At 39.5% G+C, this 18,545-nt stretch carries 19 protein-coding genes; 1 reads left to right on the forward strand and 18 read right to left on the reverse strand.

Annotation, left to right across the window (positions count from 1 at the left end; translation table 11 throughout):
• Nucleotides 1-105: 105 nt before the first annotated feature.
• The 5 genes from CBI42_RS05745 to pbp2a all read right to left on the reverse strand — a co-directional run bounded on the left by CBI42_RS05745 (nucleotide 106) and on the right by pbp2a (nucleotide 3,882).
• Nucleotides 106-585 carry a sigma-70 family RNA polymerase sigma factor gene (locus CBI42_RS05745; RefSeq protein ID WP_061590186.1) on the reverse strand — a complete coding sequence of 160 codons (480 nt, stop codon included), beginning with the start codon at nucleotides 583-585 and terminating at the stop codon, nucleotides 106-108.
• Nucleotides 586-705: 120 nt separating this feature from the next.
• Nucleotides 706-1,242 carry a transcription termination/antitermination protein NusG gene (nusG, locus tag CBI42_RS05750; protein WP_049492454.1) on the reverse strand — a complete coding sequence of 179 codons (537 nt, stop codon included), beginning with the start codon at nucleotides 1,240-1,242 and terminating at the stop codon, nucleotides 706-708.
• A gap of 53 nt (nucleotides 1,243-1,295) precedes the next feature.
• Nucleotides 1,296-1,472 carry a preprotein translocase subunit SecE gene (gene secE / locus CBI42_RS05755; protein ID WP_001210990.1) on the reverse strand — a complete coding sequence of 59 codons (177 nt, stop codon included), beginning with the start codon at nucleotides 1,470-1,472 and terminating at the stop codon, nucleotides 1,296-1,298.
• Between the two features lie 9 nt (nucleotides 1,473-1,481).
• A complete protein-coding gene (gene rpmG, locus CBI42_RS05760; protein ID WP_001809375.1) occupies nucleotides 1,482-1,634 on the reverse strand; it encodes a 50S ribosomal protein L33 in 153 nt (50 codons plus the stop codon).
• A gap of 52 nt (nucleotides 1,635-1,686) precedes the next feature.
• Nucleotides 1,687-3,882, reverse strand: coding sequence for a penicillin-binding protein PBP2A (pbp2a, locus tag CBI42_RS05765; protein WP_094753476.1), 2,196 nt, complete (start codon nucleotides 3,880-3,882; stop codon nucleotides 1,687-1,689).
• A gap of 86 nt (nucleotides 3,883-3,968) precedes the next feature.
• Between pbp2a and CBI42_RS05770 the strand changes: the two genes are divergently transcribed.
• Nucleotides 3,969-4,844 carry an RluA family pseudouridine synthase gene (locus tag CBI42_RS05770; RefSeq protein ID WP_094753477.1) on the forward strand — a complete coding sequence of 292 codons (876 nt, stop codon included), beginning with the start codon at nucleotides 3,969-3,971 and terminating at the stop codon, nucleotides 4,842-4,844.
• Nucleotides 4,845-4,912: 68 nt separating this feature from the next.
• Here CBI42_RS05770 and gap read toward each other — a convergent pair whose 3' ends face one another.
• The 13 genes from gap to rnpA all read right to left on the reverse strand — a co-directional run bounded on the left by gap (nucleotide 4,913) and on the right by rnpA (nucleotide 18,494).
• Nucleotides 4,913-5,923, reverse strand: a complete 1,011-nt coding sequence (gene gap / locus CBI42_RS05775) for a type I glyceraldehyde-3-phosphate dehydrogenase (RefSeq protein ID WP_033687386.1) — start codon at nucleotides 5,921-5,923, stop codon at nucleotides 4,913-4,915.
• A 176-nt stretch (nucleotides 5,924-6,099) separates the two neighbouring features.
• Nucleotides 6,100-7,401 carry an ABC transporter permease gene (locus CBI42_RS05780; protein WP_179211370.1) on the reverse strand — a complete coding sequence of 434 codons (1,302 nt, stop codon included), beginning with the start codon at nucleotides 7,399-7,401 and terminating at the stop codon, nucleotides 6,100-6,102.
• Nucleotides 7,370-8,053, reverse strand: coding sequence for an ABC transporter ATP-binding protein (locus CBI42_RS05785; RefSeq protein WP_094753478.1), 684 nt, complete (start codon nucleotides 8,051-8,053; stop codon nucleotides 7,370-7,372). The genes CBI42_RS05780 and CBI42_RS05785 overlap by 32 nt, the downstream gene beginning before the upstream one ends.
• Before the next feature lie 210 nt (nucleotides 8,054-8,263).
• Complete coding sequence (locus tag CBI42_RS05790; RefSeq protein ID WP_094753479.1) at nucleotides 8,264-9,184, reverse strand: helix-turn-helix domain-containing protein; 921 nt, start codon at nucleotides 9,182-9,184, stop codon at nucleotides 8,264-8,266.
• A 123-nt stretch (nucleotides 9,185-9,307) separates the two neighbouring features.
• A complete protein-coding gene (adhE, locus tag CBI42_RS05795) occupies nucleotides 9,308-11,959 on the reverse strand; it encodes a bifunctional acetaldehyde-CoA/alcohol dehydrogenase (RefSeq protein ID WP_094753480.1) in 2,652 nt (883 codons plus the stop codon).
• Between the two features lie 299 nt (nucleotides 11,960-12,258).
• Nucleotides 12,259-12,669: an MORN repeat-containing protein gene (locus CBI42_RS05800; protein ID WP_020902388.1), complete on the reverse strand. Its 411-nt coding sequence runs from the start codon at nucleotides 12,667-12,669 to the stop codon at nucleotides 12,259-12,261.
• Nucleotides 12,656-13,099: a low molecular weight protein-tyrosine-phosphatase gene (locus CBI42_RS05805; protein ID WP_094753481.1), complete on the reverse strand. Its 444-nt coding sequence runs from the start codon at nucleotides 13,097-13,099 to the stop codon at nucleotides 12,656-12,658. The genes CBI42_RS05800 and CBI42_RS05805 overlap by 14 nt, the downstream gene beginning before the upstream one ends.
• 46 nt (nucleotides 13,100-13,145) lie before the next feature.
• Entirely contained in the window at nucleotides 13,146-13,445 is a 300-nt protein-coding gene (gene yajC, locus CBI42_RS05810; protein WP_001069289.1) for a preprotein translocase subunit YajC, read from the reverse strand.
• A 116-nt stretch (nucleotides 13,446-13,561) separates the two neighbouring features.
• Nucleotides 13,562-15,538, reverse strand: a complete 1,977-nt coding sequence (gene tkt, locus CBI42_RS05815) for a transketolase (protein WP_094753482.1) — start codon at nucleotides 15,536-15,538, stop codon at nucleotides 13,562-13,564.
• Nucleotides 15,539-15,651: 113 nt separating this feature from the next.
• Nucleotides 15,652-16,275, reverse strand: a complete 624-nt coding sequence (locus CBI42_RS05820) for a ribonuclease P (protein ID WP_094753483.1) — start codon at nucleotides 16,273-16,275, stop codon at nucleotides 15,652-15,654.
• 50 nt (nucleotides 16,276-16,325) lie between these two features.
• Nucleotides 16,326-17,306 (reverse strand): RNA-binding cell elongation regulator Jag/EloR, encoded by a 981-nt coding sequence (gene jag, locus CBI42_RS05825; RefSeq protein WP_094753484.1) that lies wholly within the window; start codon nucleotides 17,304-17,306, stop codon nucleotides 16,326-16,328.
• 17 nt (nucleotides 17,307-17,323) lie between these two features.
• Entirely contained in the window at nucleotides 17,324-18,148 is an 825-nt protein-coding gene (locus tag CBI42_RS05830) for a membrane protein insertase YidC (protein WP_218822065.1), read from the reverse strand.
• Nucleotides 18,123-18,494 (reverse strand): ribonuclease P protein component, encoded by a 372-nt coding sequence (gene rnpA / locus CBI42_RS05835; protein WP_000739245.1) that lies wholly within the window; start codon nucleotides 18,492-18,494, stop codon nucleotides 18,123-18,125. Before rnpA ends, CBI42_RS05830 begins: the two co-directional genes overlap by 26 nt.
• Between the last annotated feature and the right edge of the window lie 51 nt (nucleotides 18,495-18,545).

An 18,545-nucleotide genomic window follows, 5' to 3' on the forward strand; every position in this document is an offset into this window, starting at 1 on the left:
CTTGACCAACGGACCTGAGTTGTTATTTTCAACTCTTACTATTATACAGACTTTTTCACCTTTGTCAACACCTTTTTTATCTTTTTTCATTTTTTGCATGGCTTCCTAGTATGTACGGATGTCAAACTCTTTAAATACAATACGTAAGTCTCTTAATACTCTTTGACGACCTCGGAAGCGTTCATTTCTTAAGACGCGTTCTAACTCTTCTTGTTTATCTTTACTTTGTTTGTTTCTATAATTTCTTAGTGTCTCATGAAAGAGATAATAATCATCTAGCCAGAGACCGCCCTCACTGATACGATGACTAAGCTCACCTACTTCTTCATAGGGTTCTTTATCATATCTTCGTTTTTGACTTTCTTGCTTACGGATATAGTCTAGGATTCGATTCCGAAACTTGGTTTTAAAATATTTCCTTAAACGAGGAATATCTTCTGCCAGCTCTTCTTCTCTACTGATCAATTCATGTAAGCAAATCATACCCTCTTGTTCCCAATCCGATAGCTCCCATAAATGAAGGTAATATTCATTTCTACACTTGTACACAATTCCCTGGACTTCTTTATACAATTCTTCAATCATATTGTTCCCCTTTCTAGATACAGTCTAACAGATTCAGAAACACTTTTGTCCCATTTCCCCCATTCTGTTCTCTACACTGCCTCAACTGCACAAAAAAGAGAGGGCAAGCCTCTCTCTGGGTTATAATTCTGCAATTTGGTTTAGGTTTACTTCTGCTATTGTGTCATTACCAAACATAGAGATAATCATCTTCACTTTATTGTTATCAATCTCTGTAATCTTACCAGTATAATCTGCAAAAGCACCATCAATGATACGTACAGTTTGACCAACTTCAACATCGATATCAAACTCTTGTACAGTTTGTCCCATAGAAACCAAGATATCACGAATTTCTTGTTCCAATAATGGAGTTGGTTTCGATCTATTCCCGTGAGATCCGACGAATCCTGTAACGTTTGGTGTATTTCGAACAACAAACCAAGCTTCATCTGTCATCACCATTTCCACAAGAACATAACCTGGAAAGCGATTTTCTTCTACTTCTTTTCTCTTTCCATTTTTTTCAACTTGCACTGTTTGTGTTGGAATTTCAACACGTAATATATTATCCAACATATTGTAGGTTTGTGCACGTTGTAATAGATTTTCTTTTACCTTATTTTCATAACCAGAATAGGTTTGTAAAACAAACCATCCTTTATCAAAACTATCCATGATACTTCCTTTCATAATAGAATATTTTTGGCGTAAATAACTCCACAAATCTTCTAAAAAATGTTAATAAATCGAATCAAACCTGAAACAATCAACTTGTCAAAAATATAAATAATCACAACAAAGAAAGCAGTGTATTCCATGATAGAACGAAAATCTCTCCAGCTTTCCTTGCGAGTTGGCCATGTTGTGTCTTTAAGAAGTCTAAAAATATCTCCAATAAAACGCATCGCTCTCTCCTATCTCGTCTCTCTGTGTGTAGTGTACTTACCACAATGTTTACAAAATTTATTTACTTCTAGTCGTGTTGGCTTGGGGTTTCCGCTGATCTTGATTGAATAGTTTCTCGAACCACAAACCGCACAAGCTAGGCTTGCTTTTTTTAGTGCCATAACGCCTCCATCTTATCTATTATAACAAGAAAGCTAGGCTTTGACAAGCATCTTAACGAAATAGATTGACTACCGAATCCCATATCGTTTGAGCCTTTTCCTTAATTTTAGCATCCGAGATAGCACGGCTAGCCTCATCTACCAGATTTTGTGCACGACTTCTAATATCAGAAAGGCTATTATCCGCCTGATTTTCTTCATTACTCTGTACTTGATTTCTTGTATTGGCTGGTGCAATTCCATTTTGCTTATAAGCATTTTCAACTGTAAAGGTACTTCCTGGCGTATAAGGTAAAATGGTATTGGCAATGTTTCTAAAGACATGAGCTGCACCGTTTGAAGTAGATCCTGCTAGATAGTGACTTTCATCAGTGGTAGGGAAACCAAGCCAGTGACTAATCACTACATCCGGAGTATAACCAATTACCCACTGGTCACTTGTGTATTCAGGATTGAAAACAGCTTCAGTTGTTCCAGTTTTTCCTGCCATGACATAGTCTGCAGGCGATGAACTAACACCGGTACCGTTGGTGAATGTCCCCAACATCATACTAGTCATCTTGTCAGCTACAGACTTATCAATCACCCGTTTTTGTGAATTTTTATGGCTCGCAATGACCTGACCACTAGCATTTTCAATTCTACTAATAAAATGAGCTTCCGGCATTAAACCTTCATTTGCAAAGGCAGCATATGCTTGAGCCATTTGAAGAGGGTTGGTTTCAACACCGCTTCCCAAGGCGACGCCAAGAACACGATCGACCTTTTCCATGTTGAGTCCGAATTTTTCGCCCGCCTCAAAAGCCTTATCAACGCCCAAATCATTAACAGTGGCAACAGCAGGCAGATTAAGCGATTCTGCCAAGGCTTGATACATAGGAACTTCTCGACTCGTTTTGATCCCTGCATAGTTATCAACCTTATAGCTGTCATACTGCATGGTATGGTTATCCAACCGCTTATTCAAAGCCCAGCCAGCTTCAACTGCAGGCGTATAAACAACTAAAGGCTTAATTGTAGAACCAGGGCTACGTTTTGATTGAGTTGCATAGTTGAAACTCCGGAATCCAGTTTTATCATTGCCAGCAACCTGACCGACAACTCCACGAACTCCACCTGTTTTCGGTTCGAGAGCCACACTTCCTGATTGAGCAAATGTTCCATCCTCCGCCCTAGGAAATAGAGCTGTATTTTCATAGACAACCTGCATATTTGCTTGATAGTTTTGGTCCAGCTCTGTATAAATGCGGTAGCCATTATTGACAATCTCTTCCTCTGTTAGATTATACTTGGAAACGGCTTCATTAACCACCGCATCAAAGTAAGAAGGATAGCGGTAATCTGAGATTTTTCCTTCATACCTATCGTGTAATTGCGAAGTCATATCAACTTCTGCAGCTTCGGTTTCTTGATTTTTATCAATGTAACCCGCTGCAAGCATATTTTGCAAGACAGTATCGCGCCGATTGGTAGAATCTTCTACAGAATTCAAGGGATTATACAGTTCCGGCCCTTTGAGCATCCCTGCCAGAGTAGCAGCTTGATCTAAACTCACTTCTGATGCAGAAACTCCAAAGTATTTCTTACTCGCATCTTCTACACCCCACACACCATTTCCAAAATAAGCGTTGTTAAGGTACATGGTTAGAATTTGATCCTTACTATATTTTTTGGTTAATTCTAAAGCAAGGAAAAATTCTTTCGCTTTTCTCTCAACAGTTTGATCCTGTGACAGATAGGCATTTTTAGCCAGCTGTTGGGTAATAGTAGAACCACCACCTGAACGACCAGCAGTTACAATAGCCAAGAAGAAACGACCATAGTTAATCCCGTCATTTTTATAAAAAGAACGGTCTTCTGTCGCAATAACGGCATTCTGCAAATTTTTACTGATATCAGTCAATTCAACATAGGTTCCTTTTTGACCAGACAAGGCACCAGCCTCTTTTTCTTCACGGTCAAAAATGATAGTTCGAGTTTTCAAGGCATTTTGCAAATCATTGACATTGGTTGACTTGGCTACAGCAAACAAATAGGTTCCAACTAGCAAACTTGCACTCAAACCTAGTATAAGGACAATCTTTGTTAGATGATAGCGACGCCAGAATTTTCGAATTGGACCTACTTGGGCTAATTTTTTTCGATCACTACGAGAGCGACGTAAGCTAGTAGAATCAGAGTCCTCTAGTTCACTTGTTTCTTTTTTAAAAAGAGAAAGAAATTTCTCGAATAATTTATCTAATTTCATGCGTTTATTTTATCATCTTCGTCATAGGAAGACAAGAATTTAGCTATTTCCTATCCAAATAGGGCTTTTTTTGTTACAATATCTGTATGAAATTCACATTTACATTACCAGACTCTCTACCTCAAATGACGGTAAAGCAATTACTTGAGGAACAACTCCTCATCCCTAGAAAAATCCGTCATTTTTTGAGAATCAAGAAACATATTTTGATAAATCAAGAAGAAGTTCACTGGAACGAGATGGTAAATCCTGGAGATATTTGCCAGTTAACTTTTGATGAGGAAGATTATCCCAAAAAGGAAATTCCTTGGGGCAACTCTGAGCTTGTTCAGGAAGTTTATCAAGATCAACACTTAGTTATTGTGAACAAACCAGAGGGGATGAAAACGCATGGTAATCAGCCAAACGAAATCGCCCTTCTTAACCATGTCAGTGCCTATGTTGGCCAAACCTGCTATGTCGTTCATCGTCTAGACATGGAAACCAGTGGCTTGGTTCTCTTTGCCAAAAATCCTTTTATCCTGCCTATTCTCAATCGCTTACTGGAGAAAAAAGAGATTGCCAGGGAATATTGGGCTCTAGTTGATGGAAATGTCAGCCGTAAAGAACTTGTTTTCAAAGACAAAATCGGACGTGATCGCCATGATCGTAGAAAAAGAATAGTTGATGCAAAAAATGGGCAATATGCTGAAACGCATGTAAGCAGATTAAAGCAATTCTCAAACAAGACTTCATTAGTTCGTTGCAAACTAAAGACAGGGCGAACCCATCAGATTCGTGTGCACCTTTCGCATCATAACTTCCCTATTTTGGGCGACCCTCTCTATAATAGTAAATCAAAGACAAGTCGGCTTATGCTTCATGCCTTTCGACTGTCCTTTACCCATCCACTTACTCTAGAGAAATTAAGCTTCAATGCACTTTCAGATACTTTCGAAAGAGAATTAAAAAAGAATGGATGATTGTGTCATCCATTTTTCCATATAAGAAAAGCAAGACCAAGAGGCCTTGCTTTTTATCGACTCATGAATTATTTAGCGATTTTTGCGAAGTATTCAAGAGTACGAACAAGTTGTGCAGTGTATGACATTTCGTTGTCGTACCATGATACAACTTTAACCAATTGTTTACCGTCAACGTCAAGAACTTTAGTTTGAGTTGCGTCAAACAATGAACCGTAAGACATACCTACGATATCTGAAGATACGATTGGATCTTCTGTGTAACCGTATGATTCGTTTGAAGCTGCTTTCATAGCTGCGTTCACTTCATCAACAGTAACGTTCTTTTCAAGAACTGCTACCAATTCAGTAACTGATCCAGTTGGAGTTGGAACGCGTTGTGCAGATCCGTCAAGTTTACCGTTCAATTCTGGGATTACAAGACCGATAGCTTTTGCAGCACCAGTTGAGTTAGGAACGATGTTTGCAGCACCAGCGCGAGCACGGCGAAGGTCACCACCACGGTGTGGTCCGTCAAGGATCATTTGGTCACCAGTGTAAGCGTGGATAGTAGTCATCAATCCTTCAACAACACCAAAGTTATCTTGAAGAGCTTTAGCCATAGGAGCCAAGCAGTTTGTAGTACATGAAGCACCTGAGATAACTGTTTCAGTACCGTCAAGAACGTCGTGGTTAGTGTTGAATACAACTGTTTTAACGTCGTTTCCACCAGGAGCAGTGATAACAACTTTTTTAGCTCCACCAGCGTGCAAGTGTTTTTCAGCAGCTGCTTTCTTAGCAAAGAAACCAGTAGCTTCAAGAACGATTTCTACACCGTCGTTAGCCCAGTCGATTTGTTCTGGATCACGTTCAGCAGAAACTTTGATGAATTTACCGTTAACTTCAAATCCACCTTCTTTAACTTCAACAGTACCGTCGAAACGACCTTGAGTTGTGTCGTATTTCAACAAGTGTGCAAGCATAACTGGATCTGTAAGGTCGTTGATACGAGTAACTTCAACACCTTCTACGTTTTGGATACGACGGAAAGCAAGACGACCGATACGTCCGAAACCGTTAATACCAACTTTAACTACCATTAGTGATTTCCTCCTTATGAAAATCATGAAATTTTTATTGTGAAAAGAGTAACTTGAATCACTACAAATCACCTTTCAACAAACCTATTATATAACTATTTAAGTTTAATTGCAAGTACGGGCATTGTTTTTCTATGTTAGTTTCTTTTTCAGGCTATAAATCAAGAACTTCCTTACTATTCATATCGTAGCGATTCTACAGGATCCATTTTACTAATTTTACGTGCTGGGAAGTAGGCTGAGACATAACCAAGTAATAGAGCAAAAGCTAGAGTTCCTAAAATAGATAGAAGATTTAATTCAAAAACCTTCGTGATGGATGGGTAAAAGTGATTTACAACCGCATTCGCCAAACTTCCCACCCCTTGTGCAACCAAAAATGCCAGCAGCAAGGCGATTCCTACAATCCAAATAGCCTCGTAAATAAAAATTCCTTTGACATCGCGATTTTGATAACCAACTGCCTTCATGACACCTATTTCCTTAGAACGTTGCATGATATTAATGTAAATGATGATGCCAATCATGACCGCTGCTACCACAATAGCTTGTGATGAAAGCACAATCAACAATCCCTGAATAACACGAATAAAAGTAATCACAATATCAAGAACCTTCTGTTGAGAAAGAACAGTATACTTCTTATTTTTCTGCAATTCTTCTGTTACCACTTTTGTCTGTGATGGATCTTTAAGTTCCAAGATAAAATAAGATACAGCTTTTGTAAATCCAGCTTCTTTCAAAATTGTTTCCATTTGATTAGACGGCATGAAACTGTTGCTATCCTCCATGTCATCTTCATCATTGATTACACGCACAATCTTCGTTTGAAATTGAGCAGTCTTGCTAGCTTCAGCAGCATTTTCTACAATGCTGGCTGAGACTGATTTGCCAATAATATCACTAGCCGTCAGATTTTTTCCTGTCTGTTCATTCCAACTTTTTAGTAAACTGCTTGGAATCGTCAAGCCCTGTTCATTTGCATCAGTATAGAGGGAACCGGCTAATACTTTGTCCGCCTCATTACTACTAACAGAAATACTTGTATCCTCATAGAGACTCACTACTTGAGCATAAGAAGGCATCGTTTGACTCAGATCCATTTCTTGCCCATCTATAGTAATATTTGACATGGTCATCCCAAAAGGACTCTCCAAATATTTAATAGCTTCTTTCCCAACTGTATCCGTGATATAGTTCTTATCATCTTGGTTCAAAAAGCCTCGTCCAGCATTTTCTGTGTTTAAAGCAATCTGAACTTGAGAAGGGATTTGACCTCCATTCGTATTTTCATCAATCATCGAAATCAATGCATTTCCCAAGCCAAAAGAAATTAAGACTCCTACAAAACCGATTGAGGTTGCTAGCGCAATCAATAGGTTACGCCACTTTCTTTCCATAAAGTTATTTAAAGAAAGTTTGAATTTATTTTTCAATGATAATCCTTTATTTTGTGACTTCTTCAACGACTTCACCATCCTTCATTTTGATAATCACATCTGCATATTCGGCAACCTCTGGATTATGGGTTACAATCAATACTGTTTTCCCTGTTTGGGCTAAATTTTTAAATACCTCCAATACCATTTCTTGGGATTGAGAATCCAGCGAACCCGTTGGCTCGTCTGCTACAATCATATCAGGCTGATTTACCAAGGCACGCGCGATTGCTACACGTTGCTTTTGCCCGCCAGAAAGCTGTTTAACATTTTTAGCCATAAAAGGCTCCATTCCTAAGCTACTTAATTGCTCCTTTGCAATCATTGTCATCTCCCTGTCAGATAAATCTTTGACATAGAGAGGTAGCTTGACATTGTCCAAGACAGATTGATGAGGAATGAGGTTGAAGTTTTGAAACACAAATCCAATCTTGTTTTTACGAAATTGAGTTAGTTCAATCTCTGATAAGTCACGGAGAGATTCCCCTTTAAATTCTAAAACTCCTTCATATTGTCTATCTAGACCACTGATGATGTTTAGCAAGCTAGTTTTGCCACAGCCTGACGGCCCGTAAATCGCTGTAATTTTACCTTTTGCGATTTGCAGGTTTATATTCTTTAAAGCCTGTTCTTGATGTTTACCGTCCAAAGTGTAAAACTTTGAAATATTTTTAATGGATAAAATGGACATTCTTTCCTCCTTGTTTGAAACTGTTATCATCATACATCACACTTATAGAAAATCCTTTAAGCTACATCAGCACTGATTTACCCTATGGGCCTATTACTTAGAATATTCTCTCTATTGCCTAGTTTGCTTCTGGATGTATATCAAGTAAAATTCATTTTAACAAAAAAGCGACATTTCCCCAATGACAGAAATGTCACTCCTATAAACTCTTTAACGATATCTTTCTAGATCCTCGGCCCATTCATTATCTAAACTAACGATTAACTTCTCATTGCCAAACATCCTCGCCATCATTTTTGCTTCTTCATACTTTTGTTTAGCTGTATCATAATCCATCTGAATATAATATTTCCACTCCACCATCAAGACAATCGGTTGTTTTTGAAAATCTCGTGTTTTTTGCCCTATTTTATTTAAGGTCTCGACTGCCCTCTTAAAATAATGAAGCAACCCCATAACCTCTATACAAGTTAAAGAAGCTAACAAGGAGTCTCTAAGTAAGTCCAAACAATCGAACTCTATCTTATCAACCTGAGAACTTAATTTGTCATGAAAATAAAGAATAGTTTCATGCTCAGACTTTTTTATCTCACCCTCGTTTAAACCATCCATTAACTGACAAAGAAAATACAGTCTCAATTTCAACAATTCCTCAGCCTTATATACATCTCTGGATAGTAAGTCTTGAAGACTGTCCTCAATCACACCACTTCCGTATAAAGAATTACTAGTCGCTCTCACTGCATCTATTGCCTGAAGGCAGTCCACTATCATCTTCTCATCACGGGGCAGGTCATCATAAAAACACTCAAAAATCTCATCAAAATATTCTTCCTTTTGTTCTTGCAACTCCTTGTCTCCATAGTCAGGGTGATGTAAAAGAAAGTACTTTAATTCTTGGTAGCGTTTAGGCAGTTCCTTATAATCTGGCATCAAGACGTAGGATGGAATTTCTAATCTATCTGCAATATATTCTAGTGTTTTTATAGTCGGTCGAAATTCTCCTTTTTCGATTCTCACCAACTGACGCACTGATAATTCAGACTCATCCCCACAAAAAACTGGACGACTAAGTCCTTTCTCCTCTCTTAAAAGTCGCACTTTATCCCCTAACTCATTTATCTTGTTCATTTGCCCCTCGCATGATTATAAAAGATTTGATTTTCAAATAAATATATGCGATGATTATACCATTTTTCAAATAGAATTACAAAAAAAGAGACAGGGATTCCCTGCCTCTAGGCTGATAAACAATTATTTACGGCGTCCTGGTCTTTCTTTGTAACCATAGTAAGCATCTTCGATGATTTCTTGCATATGGTCAACCATTGGAAGACGTGGGTTTGCAGGTGAACATTGGTCTTCATAAGCAAGGAAGGCCAACTCACGTGAATGTTCTTTCCATTCTTTTTCGTCAACACCTTGTGCTTTGAAGTTCATTTCGATACCTACGCGCTCACCGAGTTCGTAAACAGCTTTTGCAAAAGATTCAACCCCTTCTTCTGGTGTAGAAGCTGGAAGTCCAAGCATACGAGCGATATCTTGATATTTCTCGTCTGCACGGTAGTAGTTGTACTTAGGCCATGTAGCTGTCTTAGCTGGGCGAGTACCGTTGTAACGAATGACGTATGGAAGCAAGATTGCATTTGTACGACCATGGATTGTGTGGAATTGCGCACCAATCTTATGGGCCATTGAGTGAGAAATACCTAGGAAGGCATTCGCAAAGGCCATACCAGCGATTGTTGAAGCGTTATGCATTTTCTCACGTGAGTGGAAGTCTGCATTCTTAACTGAACTTTCAAGGTTTTCGAATACAAGTTTGATTGCTTGAAGCGCAAGTCCGTCAGTGTAGTCGCTAGCCATTTGTGATACGTATGCTTCAGTTGCGTGAGTCAATACGTCCATACCAGTATCAGCAGCTACAAATCCAGGAACTGTCAATACCAAAGCAGGGTCTACGATTGCCACAGTTGGTGTCAATGAATAGTCAGCGATTGGGTATTTACGGTTGTTTGCTTTATCAGAGATAACGGCAAATGGAGTTACTTCAGATCCTGTACCAGATGTAGTTGGGATAGCGATGAATTTAGTCTTCTTACCAAGCAATGGGAATTTGAAAGCACGTTTACGGATATCCATGAATTTTTGTACAAGGTCACGGAAGTCCACTTCTGGTTGCTCATAGAAGAGCCACATTACTTTAGCAGCATCCATTGGTGATCCACCACCAAGAGCGATGATTGTATCTGGTTTGAAGGCACGCATGATCTCAGTACCACGTTCAACTGTAGTGATATCTGGATCTGGTTCTACATCTGCAAAGATTTGGTAAACAACCTTATTGCGACGAAGGTCAAGCTGTTCGATGATACGATCAAGGAAGCCAAGCTCTACCATAGCGTGGTCAGTAACGATCATGACACGCTCAACGTCACGACATTTTTGAAGGTATTGAATTGAATCACGTTCAAAGTATGTTTTTGAAGGAAGTTTCATCCATTGCATGTTATTTCTCCGTCTTCCGACTTTTTTGATATTCAAAAGGTTAATGGCACTAACGTTATCCCCAACTGAGTTACGTCCGTAAGAACCACATCCGAGTGTCAATGATGGCAAGAAGGCATTGTAAACGTCCCCGATACCACCGAAAGTAGAAGGTGAGTTACAGATAACACGAATAGCTTTAACAGCTTTACCAAATTCTTTAGTCAATTCTTCGTCAGCTGTGTGGATAGCTGCTGAGTGACCAAGACCGTTAAATTCAACCATTTGACGAGCTTTGGCAATACCATCTTCACGGCTTTCAGATTTCAAAACTGCGATAACTGGTGACAATTTTTCACGGGTCAATGGCTCGTTTTCACCAACTTCTTTACATTCAGCAGCAAGAATGTTTGTTCCTTCTGGAACTGTAAATCCTGCTTGTTCTGCAATCCAAGTTGCTGGTTTACCAACGATGTCAGCGTTCAATTTTGCACCAGCACAGTTTTTGCTGTTTGCTTTCACGCCGAAGCAGAATTCTTCAAGAAGTGCTTTTTCTTTTTTGTTTACAAAGTAAGTGTGATATGATTTGAACTCTGCTACAAATTCATCGTAAATTTCTTTATCAATGATAACCGCTTGTTCAGATGCACAGACCATACCATTATCAAATGATTTAGACATGACGATATCGTGTGCAGCTTGGCGGATGTTAGCTGATTTTTCAACATAAGCTGGAACGTTTCCGGCACCTACTCCAAGAGCTGGTTTACCACATGAGTATGCAGCTTTAACCATGGCATTACCACCTGTTGCAAGGATTGTTGCAACACCTTCGTGGTTCATAAGCGCACTAGTTGCTTCCATAGATGGTTGAGTGATCCACTGTACGCAGTTTTCAGGAGCTCCTGCTTTAATCGCAGCATCACGAACGATTTGAGCTGCGTGAGCTGATGATTCTTGAGCTGATGGGTGGAAAGCAAAAACGATTGGATTACGTGTCTTCAATGAAATCAATGATTTGAAGATTGCTGTTGATGTTGGGTTTGTTGTTGGAGTGATACCACAGACAACACCAACTGGTTCAGCAATAAGAGTCAAACCTGTTACATCGTCTTCTTCGATAACGCCAACTGTCTTAGTGTGGCGCATGTTGTTTACTACGTGTTCACAAGCAAACAAGTTCTTAGTTGCTTTATCTTCAAATACACCACGTCCTGTTTCTTCATAGGCATGTAGAGCCAATTCTCCGTGGGCATCCAAAGCTGCCACTGACGCTTTAGCTACGATGTAGTCGACCTGTTCTTGGTCGAGTTTACGCATTTCCTCAAGAGCAACTAAAGCTTTTTGCACCAAGCCGTCGACATGCTTTTCAGCAGCGAGTTTCTTTTCTTCTGGTGTCACAGTTTTTTTATCAGCCATATTTTCCTCCATAGCTTTCAAGGATTGATATCCTTTGTTAATTTTTTCACAAGTTTATTATAACGCATTATTTCAACTTTGTAAACAGTTTCATAAACATTTCACAAAGAATTTTTTATTGTTTGTGAATTTTTTATCATTTTCTTTACTTATCAAGTTTTTTCTTTAGAGTTTGTGAAATTTATTTCAAATATTTTTTATTTCACAAGCTTAATTGGAAGAGGGGATTGGAAAGAGATAGATTTTCTAGTAAGCGCTTACTTTTAGATGCTAACAATACCTCCTTTGATAAGGAGGCTTTATTTTTGTTGAAAAACGCCTTGTTTAAAAGTCCCTTCATAAACGACTTCTTGTTCTGTTGTTAGTTTTCCTTTTCCTTCAGCCTGACCATTTACAAAATCACCTTCGTAGGTCCAGCCTTCTTTAGATTGAAAGGTACCTTTTCCGTTGAAGGCTCCATTGTTGAAGCCACCTGTATATTGGTCTCCATTTTGGAAAGTAATGGTTCCTTGGCCATTCATTTTACCACGTACAAGACTGCCATCGTAAACAATGGTTCCATTATCAAGCTTTAGAACACCTTTTCCGGGAATATTTAGAAAAAAGACGAGCACAGCACAAAAAACAATCGTAACTACTGCCAAAAGCTCTAAACGTGGGCGAGTCAGATAGACACGATACTTTTCGTAAAAATTCTTAAGATTTTCCATCTTCACTCTCCTTCTCTAAACGTTCTAACCATGCTTGACACCCCTCCTGAACACGCTGATAGGTTTCCTCAAAATCTCCTGTATACCAAGGATCTGGAACACTTTCAGATGCGAATGAGTAAATCTTATCTTGACAGTCTGCTGGACACATCTGACGTAAGTCAGAAACATTTGAAGCATCCATACCGATAATATAATCAAAGGCTTCAAAATCTTCCTTACTAATCTGAAGCGATGTCTTGCCTTTTTCATAAGGAATCTCATACTGTTGAAAAATCCCTTGAGTTCCCTTATGAATCGGATTACCATGTTCCCAAGAGGAAGTCGCTCGACTTTGGATTTCATAATTATCTGTCATTGATTTCATAACAAACTCGGCCATAGGGCTGCGACAAATATTCCCCAAACAGACAAAGACTAGTTTTTTCATCCCATTTCCTTTCTTTTATAGAAAAACGGGAGTTAGTAATCCCGTCTTATTTTTCAATTGCACCTTCGAGTGAAGCTGTTTCTTTCAGCGGTAATACGGTCTTGATAGCAGCTAGTTCAAAAGTCAAGTAAACTCCATCTACATCAAGAACAATCGTTCTCTTCTCAGTATCTACTTCATCAACTGTTCCGTAAAGTCCACCGATTGTAATCACTTCATAGCCCTTTTGTAGTTTATTTAAGCTTTCCATACGTTTTTGTGCTTGTTTCTTTTGAGAGCGTTGCATAAAGAACATCAAGCCCAACATCGCTACAAGCATAATTAAAAATGTATAATTTGGATTCATTTTCTTCTCCTTTGTCTTTTACATAGGACTACTATATCAAATTTCAGCTACTTTTACAAGATTGTACCTTGCTTTTCTAATAAGAAAAACCAGAGCTTGCGCCCTGATTTTTAGGATTATTTCAAATTTTGAACGACTTTTACAAGATTTTCGACAGTAAAGCCATATTCTGCCAATACTTTTGGTGCTGGGGCAGAGGCTCCGAAGGTATCAATACCTAGAACGGCACCATCAAGACCAACGTATTTGTACCAGTTTTGACTTGCACCCATTTCGACTGCAACACGACGGCGAACTGCATTTGGAAGAATTTCTTCCTTGTATGCTGCATCTTGTTTATCAAAGACATCTGTAGATGGCATGCTGACTACGCGAACTTTTTCTCCTTGACTAGCCAATTCTTTAGCTGCTGAGACAGCTAGATTGACCTCTGAACCTGTCGCAATCAAGATTGTATCAAAGTCTGCTGCAGTTTCATAGACAACATAAGCACCTTTAGCAACCTTGTCGAAGTCTGTTCCCTCTTCAACAGTCAAGTTTTGACGTGTCAAGACAAGGGCAGTTGGTGCTTTCTCACTTGTCACTGCAAGGTACCAAGCTGCTTGAGTTTCACGCGCATCTGCTGGACGGAAAACATTTAGATTTGGCATAGCACGAAGACCTGCTAAGTGCTCAACTGGTTCGTGAGTTGGACCATCTTCACCAACTGCGATTGAATCGTGGGTAAAGACATAAGTCACAGGAAGTCCTTGTAAGGCTGACAAGCGGACAGCTGCCTTCACATAGTCAGAGAAGACAAAGAAAGTTCCACCGTATACACGAAGTCCACCGTGAAGGGCCATCCCGTTCAAGATCGTTCCCATTGCAAATTCACGAACACCAAACTGAATGTTACGGTTCAAGCGATTAGCATCGTCTTGAAGTCCGTCAGTCTTGATATAAGTCATGTTTGAGTGAGCTAGGTCAGCTGATCCACCCAAGAAAGTTGGTAACTTAGCTGCCACAACATTCAAGGCATCTTGGCTTGAATTACGAGTTGCTTGAGAGAAGCCATTTTCTAATGCTGGGAAGTCTGCTGGAGTCACTTCAACTGGATCGCGTCCATCGATGATGGCTTCTACTTCTGCAGCCAATTCTGGGTGAGCTTCTTTATAATCAGCAACTAATTTAGTCCAAGTTTGATAAGCTGATGCACCACGGTCTGCAACATGTTCTTTGAAATCAGCATATACTTGTTCTGGAACTTCAAATGGTTCGTAGTCCCAACCAAGGGCTTGACGAGTTGCTGCAGTTTCATCTGCTCCAAGAGGAGCACCGTGTACAGCATTAGTTCCTTGTTTGTTTGGAGAACCGTATCCAATAACAGTTTTCACTTCAATCAAAGATGGTTTACCTGAAGCTTTTGCTGTTTCGATAGCTACATGGATTGCTTCCAAGTCTGTTCCATCTTCAACCAAGGCTGTATGCCAACCGTAAGCATTGTAACGGTCACGAACACTTTCTGTAAAGGAATCCTTTGTCTCACCATCCAAGTTGATGTCATTTGAATCATAAAGGACAACCAACTTATCTAGCTTTTGCAAACCTGCGTATGAAGCCGCCTCACTTGAGACACCTTCCATCAAGTCTCCGTCTCCACAGATAACATAAGTATAGTGGTCAAAGATATTGTATCCTTCACGGTTATATTTGGCTGCCAAGAATCGTTCTGCCTGAGCAAAACCAGTAGCAGTTGAAATCCCTTGACCTAGAGGACCTGTTGTAGCATCAATCCCCGCTGTATGGCCAAATTCTGGGTGACCTGGTGTTTTTGAACCCCATTGACGGAAGTTCTTGATTTCATCCATACTAACATCTTCAAAGCCAGAAAGGTGAAGAAGGGCATAAAGAAGCATTGAACCATGACCTGCTGAAAGAATAAAACGGTCGCGGTTAATCCAGTTTGGTTGAGCTGGATTGATACGAAGTTGTTTTGTAAAGAGGCTGTATGCCATCGGAGCTGCTCCCATAACCACACCTGGGTGACCTGAGTTGGCTTTGTTGATAGCGTCAATACCTAGGAAACGGATTGCATTAACAGATAGATTTGACATAGAATTTCCTTTCTATTTGAGGTGATTAGTGAATCACATTCTATTTTACTATTATATGAAAAAATACATAGAATAGCAATTAAACAATTCGACGTAAACAAGTATTCTATTTGCTATCCTCTAGTCGCCTGATAGTAGGGAAGTAAGCGTTCATAAGCATCTTCTAATTTTTCTAAAATCACTTCTAATGATTGGGTTTCTACAAAAGAAACATCTGCTTTAACTAACACTTTTCGGATTTCTTGACTGCCTATCTTCTCAACTAAGATCTGACGATTTTCTTCGTTCGCTTCCCACCGTTGACTTTGGCCGTCAGAGTATGCTAGATAATAAATCTCTTCTACCGCTGGAACTTCTAGGACCTTGGTCTGCTTGCCTAAAGTTTGCTCATCTTTCTTGCGCTCGATAAAACTAACTTCTAGTGAGACACCAAAATCAGAGGGTACTCCATACAAACGAAGAGCCAACATAGGTTCTGTCACTTTCCCCTCACGCTGTATATAAGCCCAGAAGTGTGGTCGCAAGCGCTGCGCTTGGTTCATCCACTGGCTAGTCTGTTGGAGTTGCCATTCTGGATGGCTTACTTGAAAGGATTTGGCTAGCTCTGTAAAGGCCTTTCTGGCCTCTTGACCTTTGTGGCGGAATGCCAGCATTTTCTCTCGCTCTGCTCCCGCTTTATCAGGATTACGGTACTGCAAACCAGCAAAGTCTAGATAGTCTCTTATCTTATTCAACATTAATTTAATCTCCTCCAGCTAGCAAAAAATCAGGATAACCCTGATTTTGTTTATTCTGTATCTACAACGACATAGCGATTCGGCTCGTCACCTTCAGAGTAACTAGTCACGCCATCCATACGTGAAATAATACGATGGATAATCTTGCGTTCACTATTTGACATGGGATCTGTTTGATGACTACGTCCTTCTTCTAAAACACGAGTCGCCAATTTTTGAGCGTAGGTCTGCAAGACTTCTGCACGATGTTCAACGTAATCATTGACATTAATAGTAATGTAGAAAGTTCTTGAATAGCGGTTATAAAGATAATTTTGAGCCAATAGTTGCAAGGCCTTCAAAACTTTGCCATGGTAACCGATAATACGACCTGGTTCGTTGGTATCAATTTGCAGATTGATGCTACGACGGTTATAATCATTTGAAATCGTCGCCTCAACATCCATATCATCAATGATTGTTTGGACATAAGTCGTTACTTCCGTAGCTACTTGTTCAATGTCAAAACTCGGTTCCACTTTTAAGCCCAAATCTTCTAATTCTTGACTTTCAGCTTGAGTCTCAACAATAGGAGTTTCTACTTCTTCCCCGAAACCAGCTTCTTCAAACTGTAATTCATTTAAAATCTCAATATGCCCAGTTTCTTCTAAAATGGTGTTTGCATGTTTTTCATTTTTCAAGATTTCAGCCTTGACTTCATCAGAAACCCCTTGGCCTTCTTCTTCAATCTTTTTAATTGCTTCTACAACATGCCCCAAATCAACGGTTGCTTCACTGACCGTTTTGACCGGTTCATTTTGTTCATTGATTTCTTTAGGAACACCCTTAACAGCTTGTTGATTTGCTTTAATGACAGTTGTTTCACTAATGGCTTCAATGTCAACCTGGGCTGGTTTTTTACCAAATAAACCAAGAAAGCCATTTTTTTCACGAGAAATGACTTTGATGTGAGCCTTCAATCTTGGGATATCTAATTCTTTCAATCCTTTCTGGATTGCTTCTTCAACAGTTGAACCTGTAAATACTACCATTACCAGATTCCTCCTTATTATTTCGTTTTCTGAGCCTTTTTCTTGGCTTTTCTTTTTCTATTTTCCAAATCTTTCTGTGCCTGAGCTACAGCCTCGCGCTCTGCGATAATCTTGAATGGATTGTTCAAGAAATAGGTTTGCAAGACTTGATAAGCGTTGGACACTGTCCAGTAGAGGGCGACTCCACCTGGTGCATAAACTGCAAAGATAAAAATCAAGACTGGAATCCCATACATCATCGCAGTCGTAGCGCCATTACGCTCAGACAAGGCTTTATTAGACAGCCAAGTACTTAAAAAGGTAAATACAGCTGCTAAAATCGGAAGAACAAGGGTTGTATCCACACCACCAAGGTTAATCCATAAGAAATGACCTGTCTTCAAAAAGTCAACTCTTGATAGAGCTTGGAACAAGGCCAAGATAACCGGCATCTGAATCAAAATCGGCCAAAGAGAATCTGACTGTCTGACACCCATTTCTTTAAAGACTTTACGCATTTCTTGCTCTAGCTTGGTTCTGCTTTCCATATCACGACCTGGATATTGTTCTCGAAGCGCCTTAATGCGTGGTTGAGCTTCCTGCATTTTTCTGGAAGCCACCATTTGCACTTGGAAGACTGGCAAGAGAACTGTACGAATCAAGACCGTAAAGAGAATAATCCCCACTCCGATGCTGATATCAAACGATAAAAAGCGAATGATTTCCGCAAAGAAGTAAACAAATTTACTCCAAAAATCAGCCGAATCGGCTGTAATATCACTAGTTGTCCCATTAGTCGTACAGGCTGTCATGATCAATAGAGACAGTCCTAGCAAACTAGTCAACTGTAGTTTCTTTTTCACTCCCATTTCCTTCCTGGTAAATCTTTGATAATTTTAATACGTGGAGTAGATTTTTCTCCATCTCTGCGTATCCCAAGGTTTCAACCCCTTTTCGAGCAATGACAACAAAGTCGACATCTTCTACCAGACTCCCTTTAGCATTCTGGATAATATGTCTAATTCGTCGCTTGATTTGATTTCTAGTGACGGCATTCCCAAGTTTTTTGCTAACTGATAGACCTACTCGAAAATGGTTTTTCTGGTTTTCTAGTTGGTAGACAACAAATTTGCGATTAGCAAAACTTGTCCCCTCCTTGAAAATCGCCTTAAAATCTTTCTCTCTTTTTACACGAAAGTTTTTCTTCAAAACTCAACTCCATCTATTAAATTACTACTATTATAACAATTTCCCTTAATA

The sequence above is a fragment of the Streptococcus sp. KR genome (assembly GCF_002238115.1).
Classification (GTDB): domain Bacteria; phylum Bacillota; class Bacilli; order Lactobacillales; family Streptococcaceae; genus Streptococcus.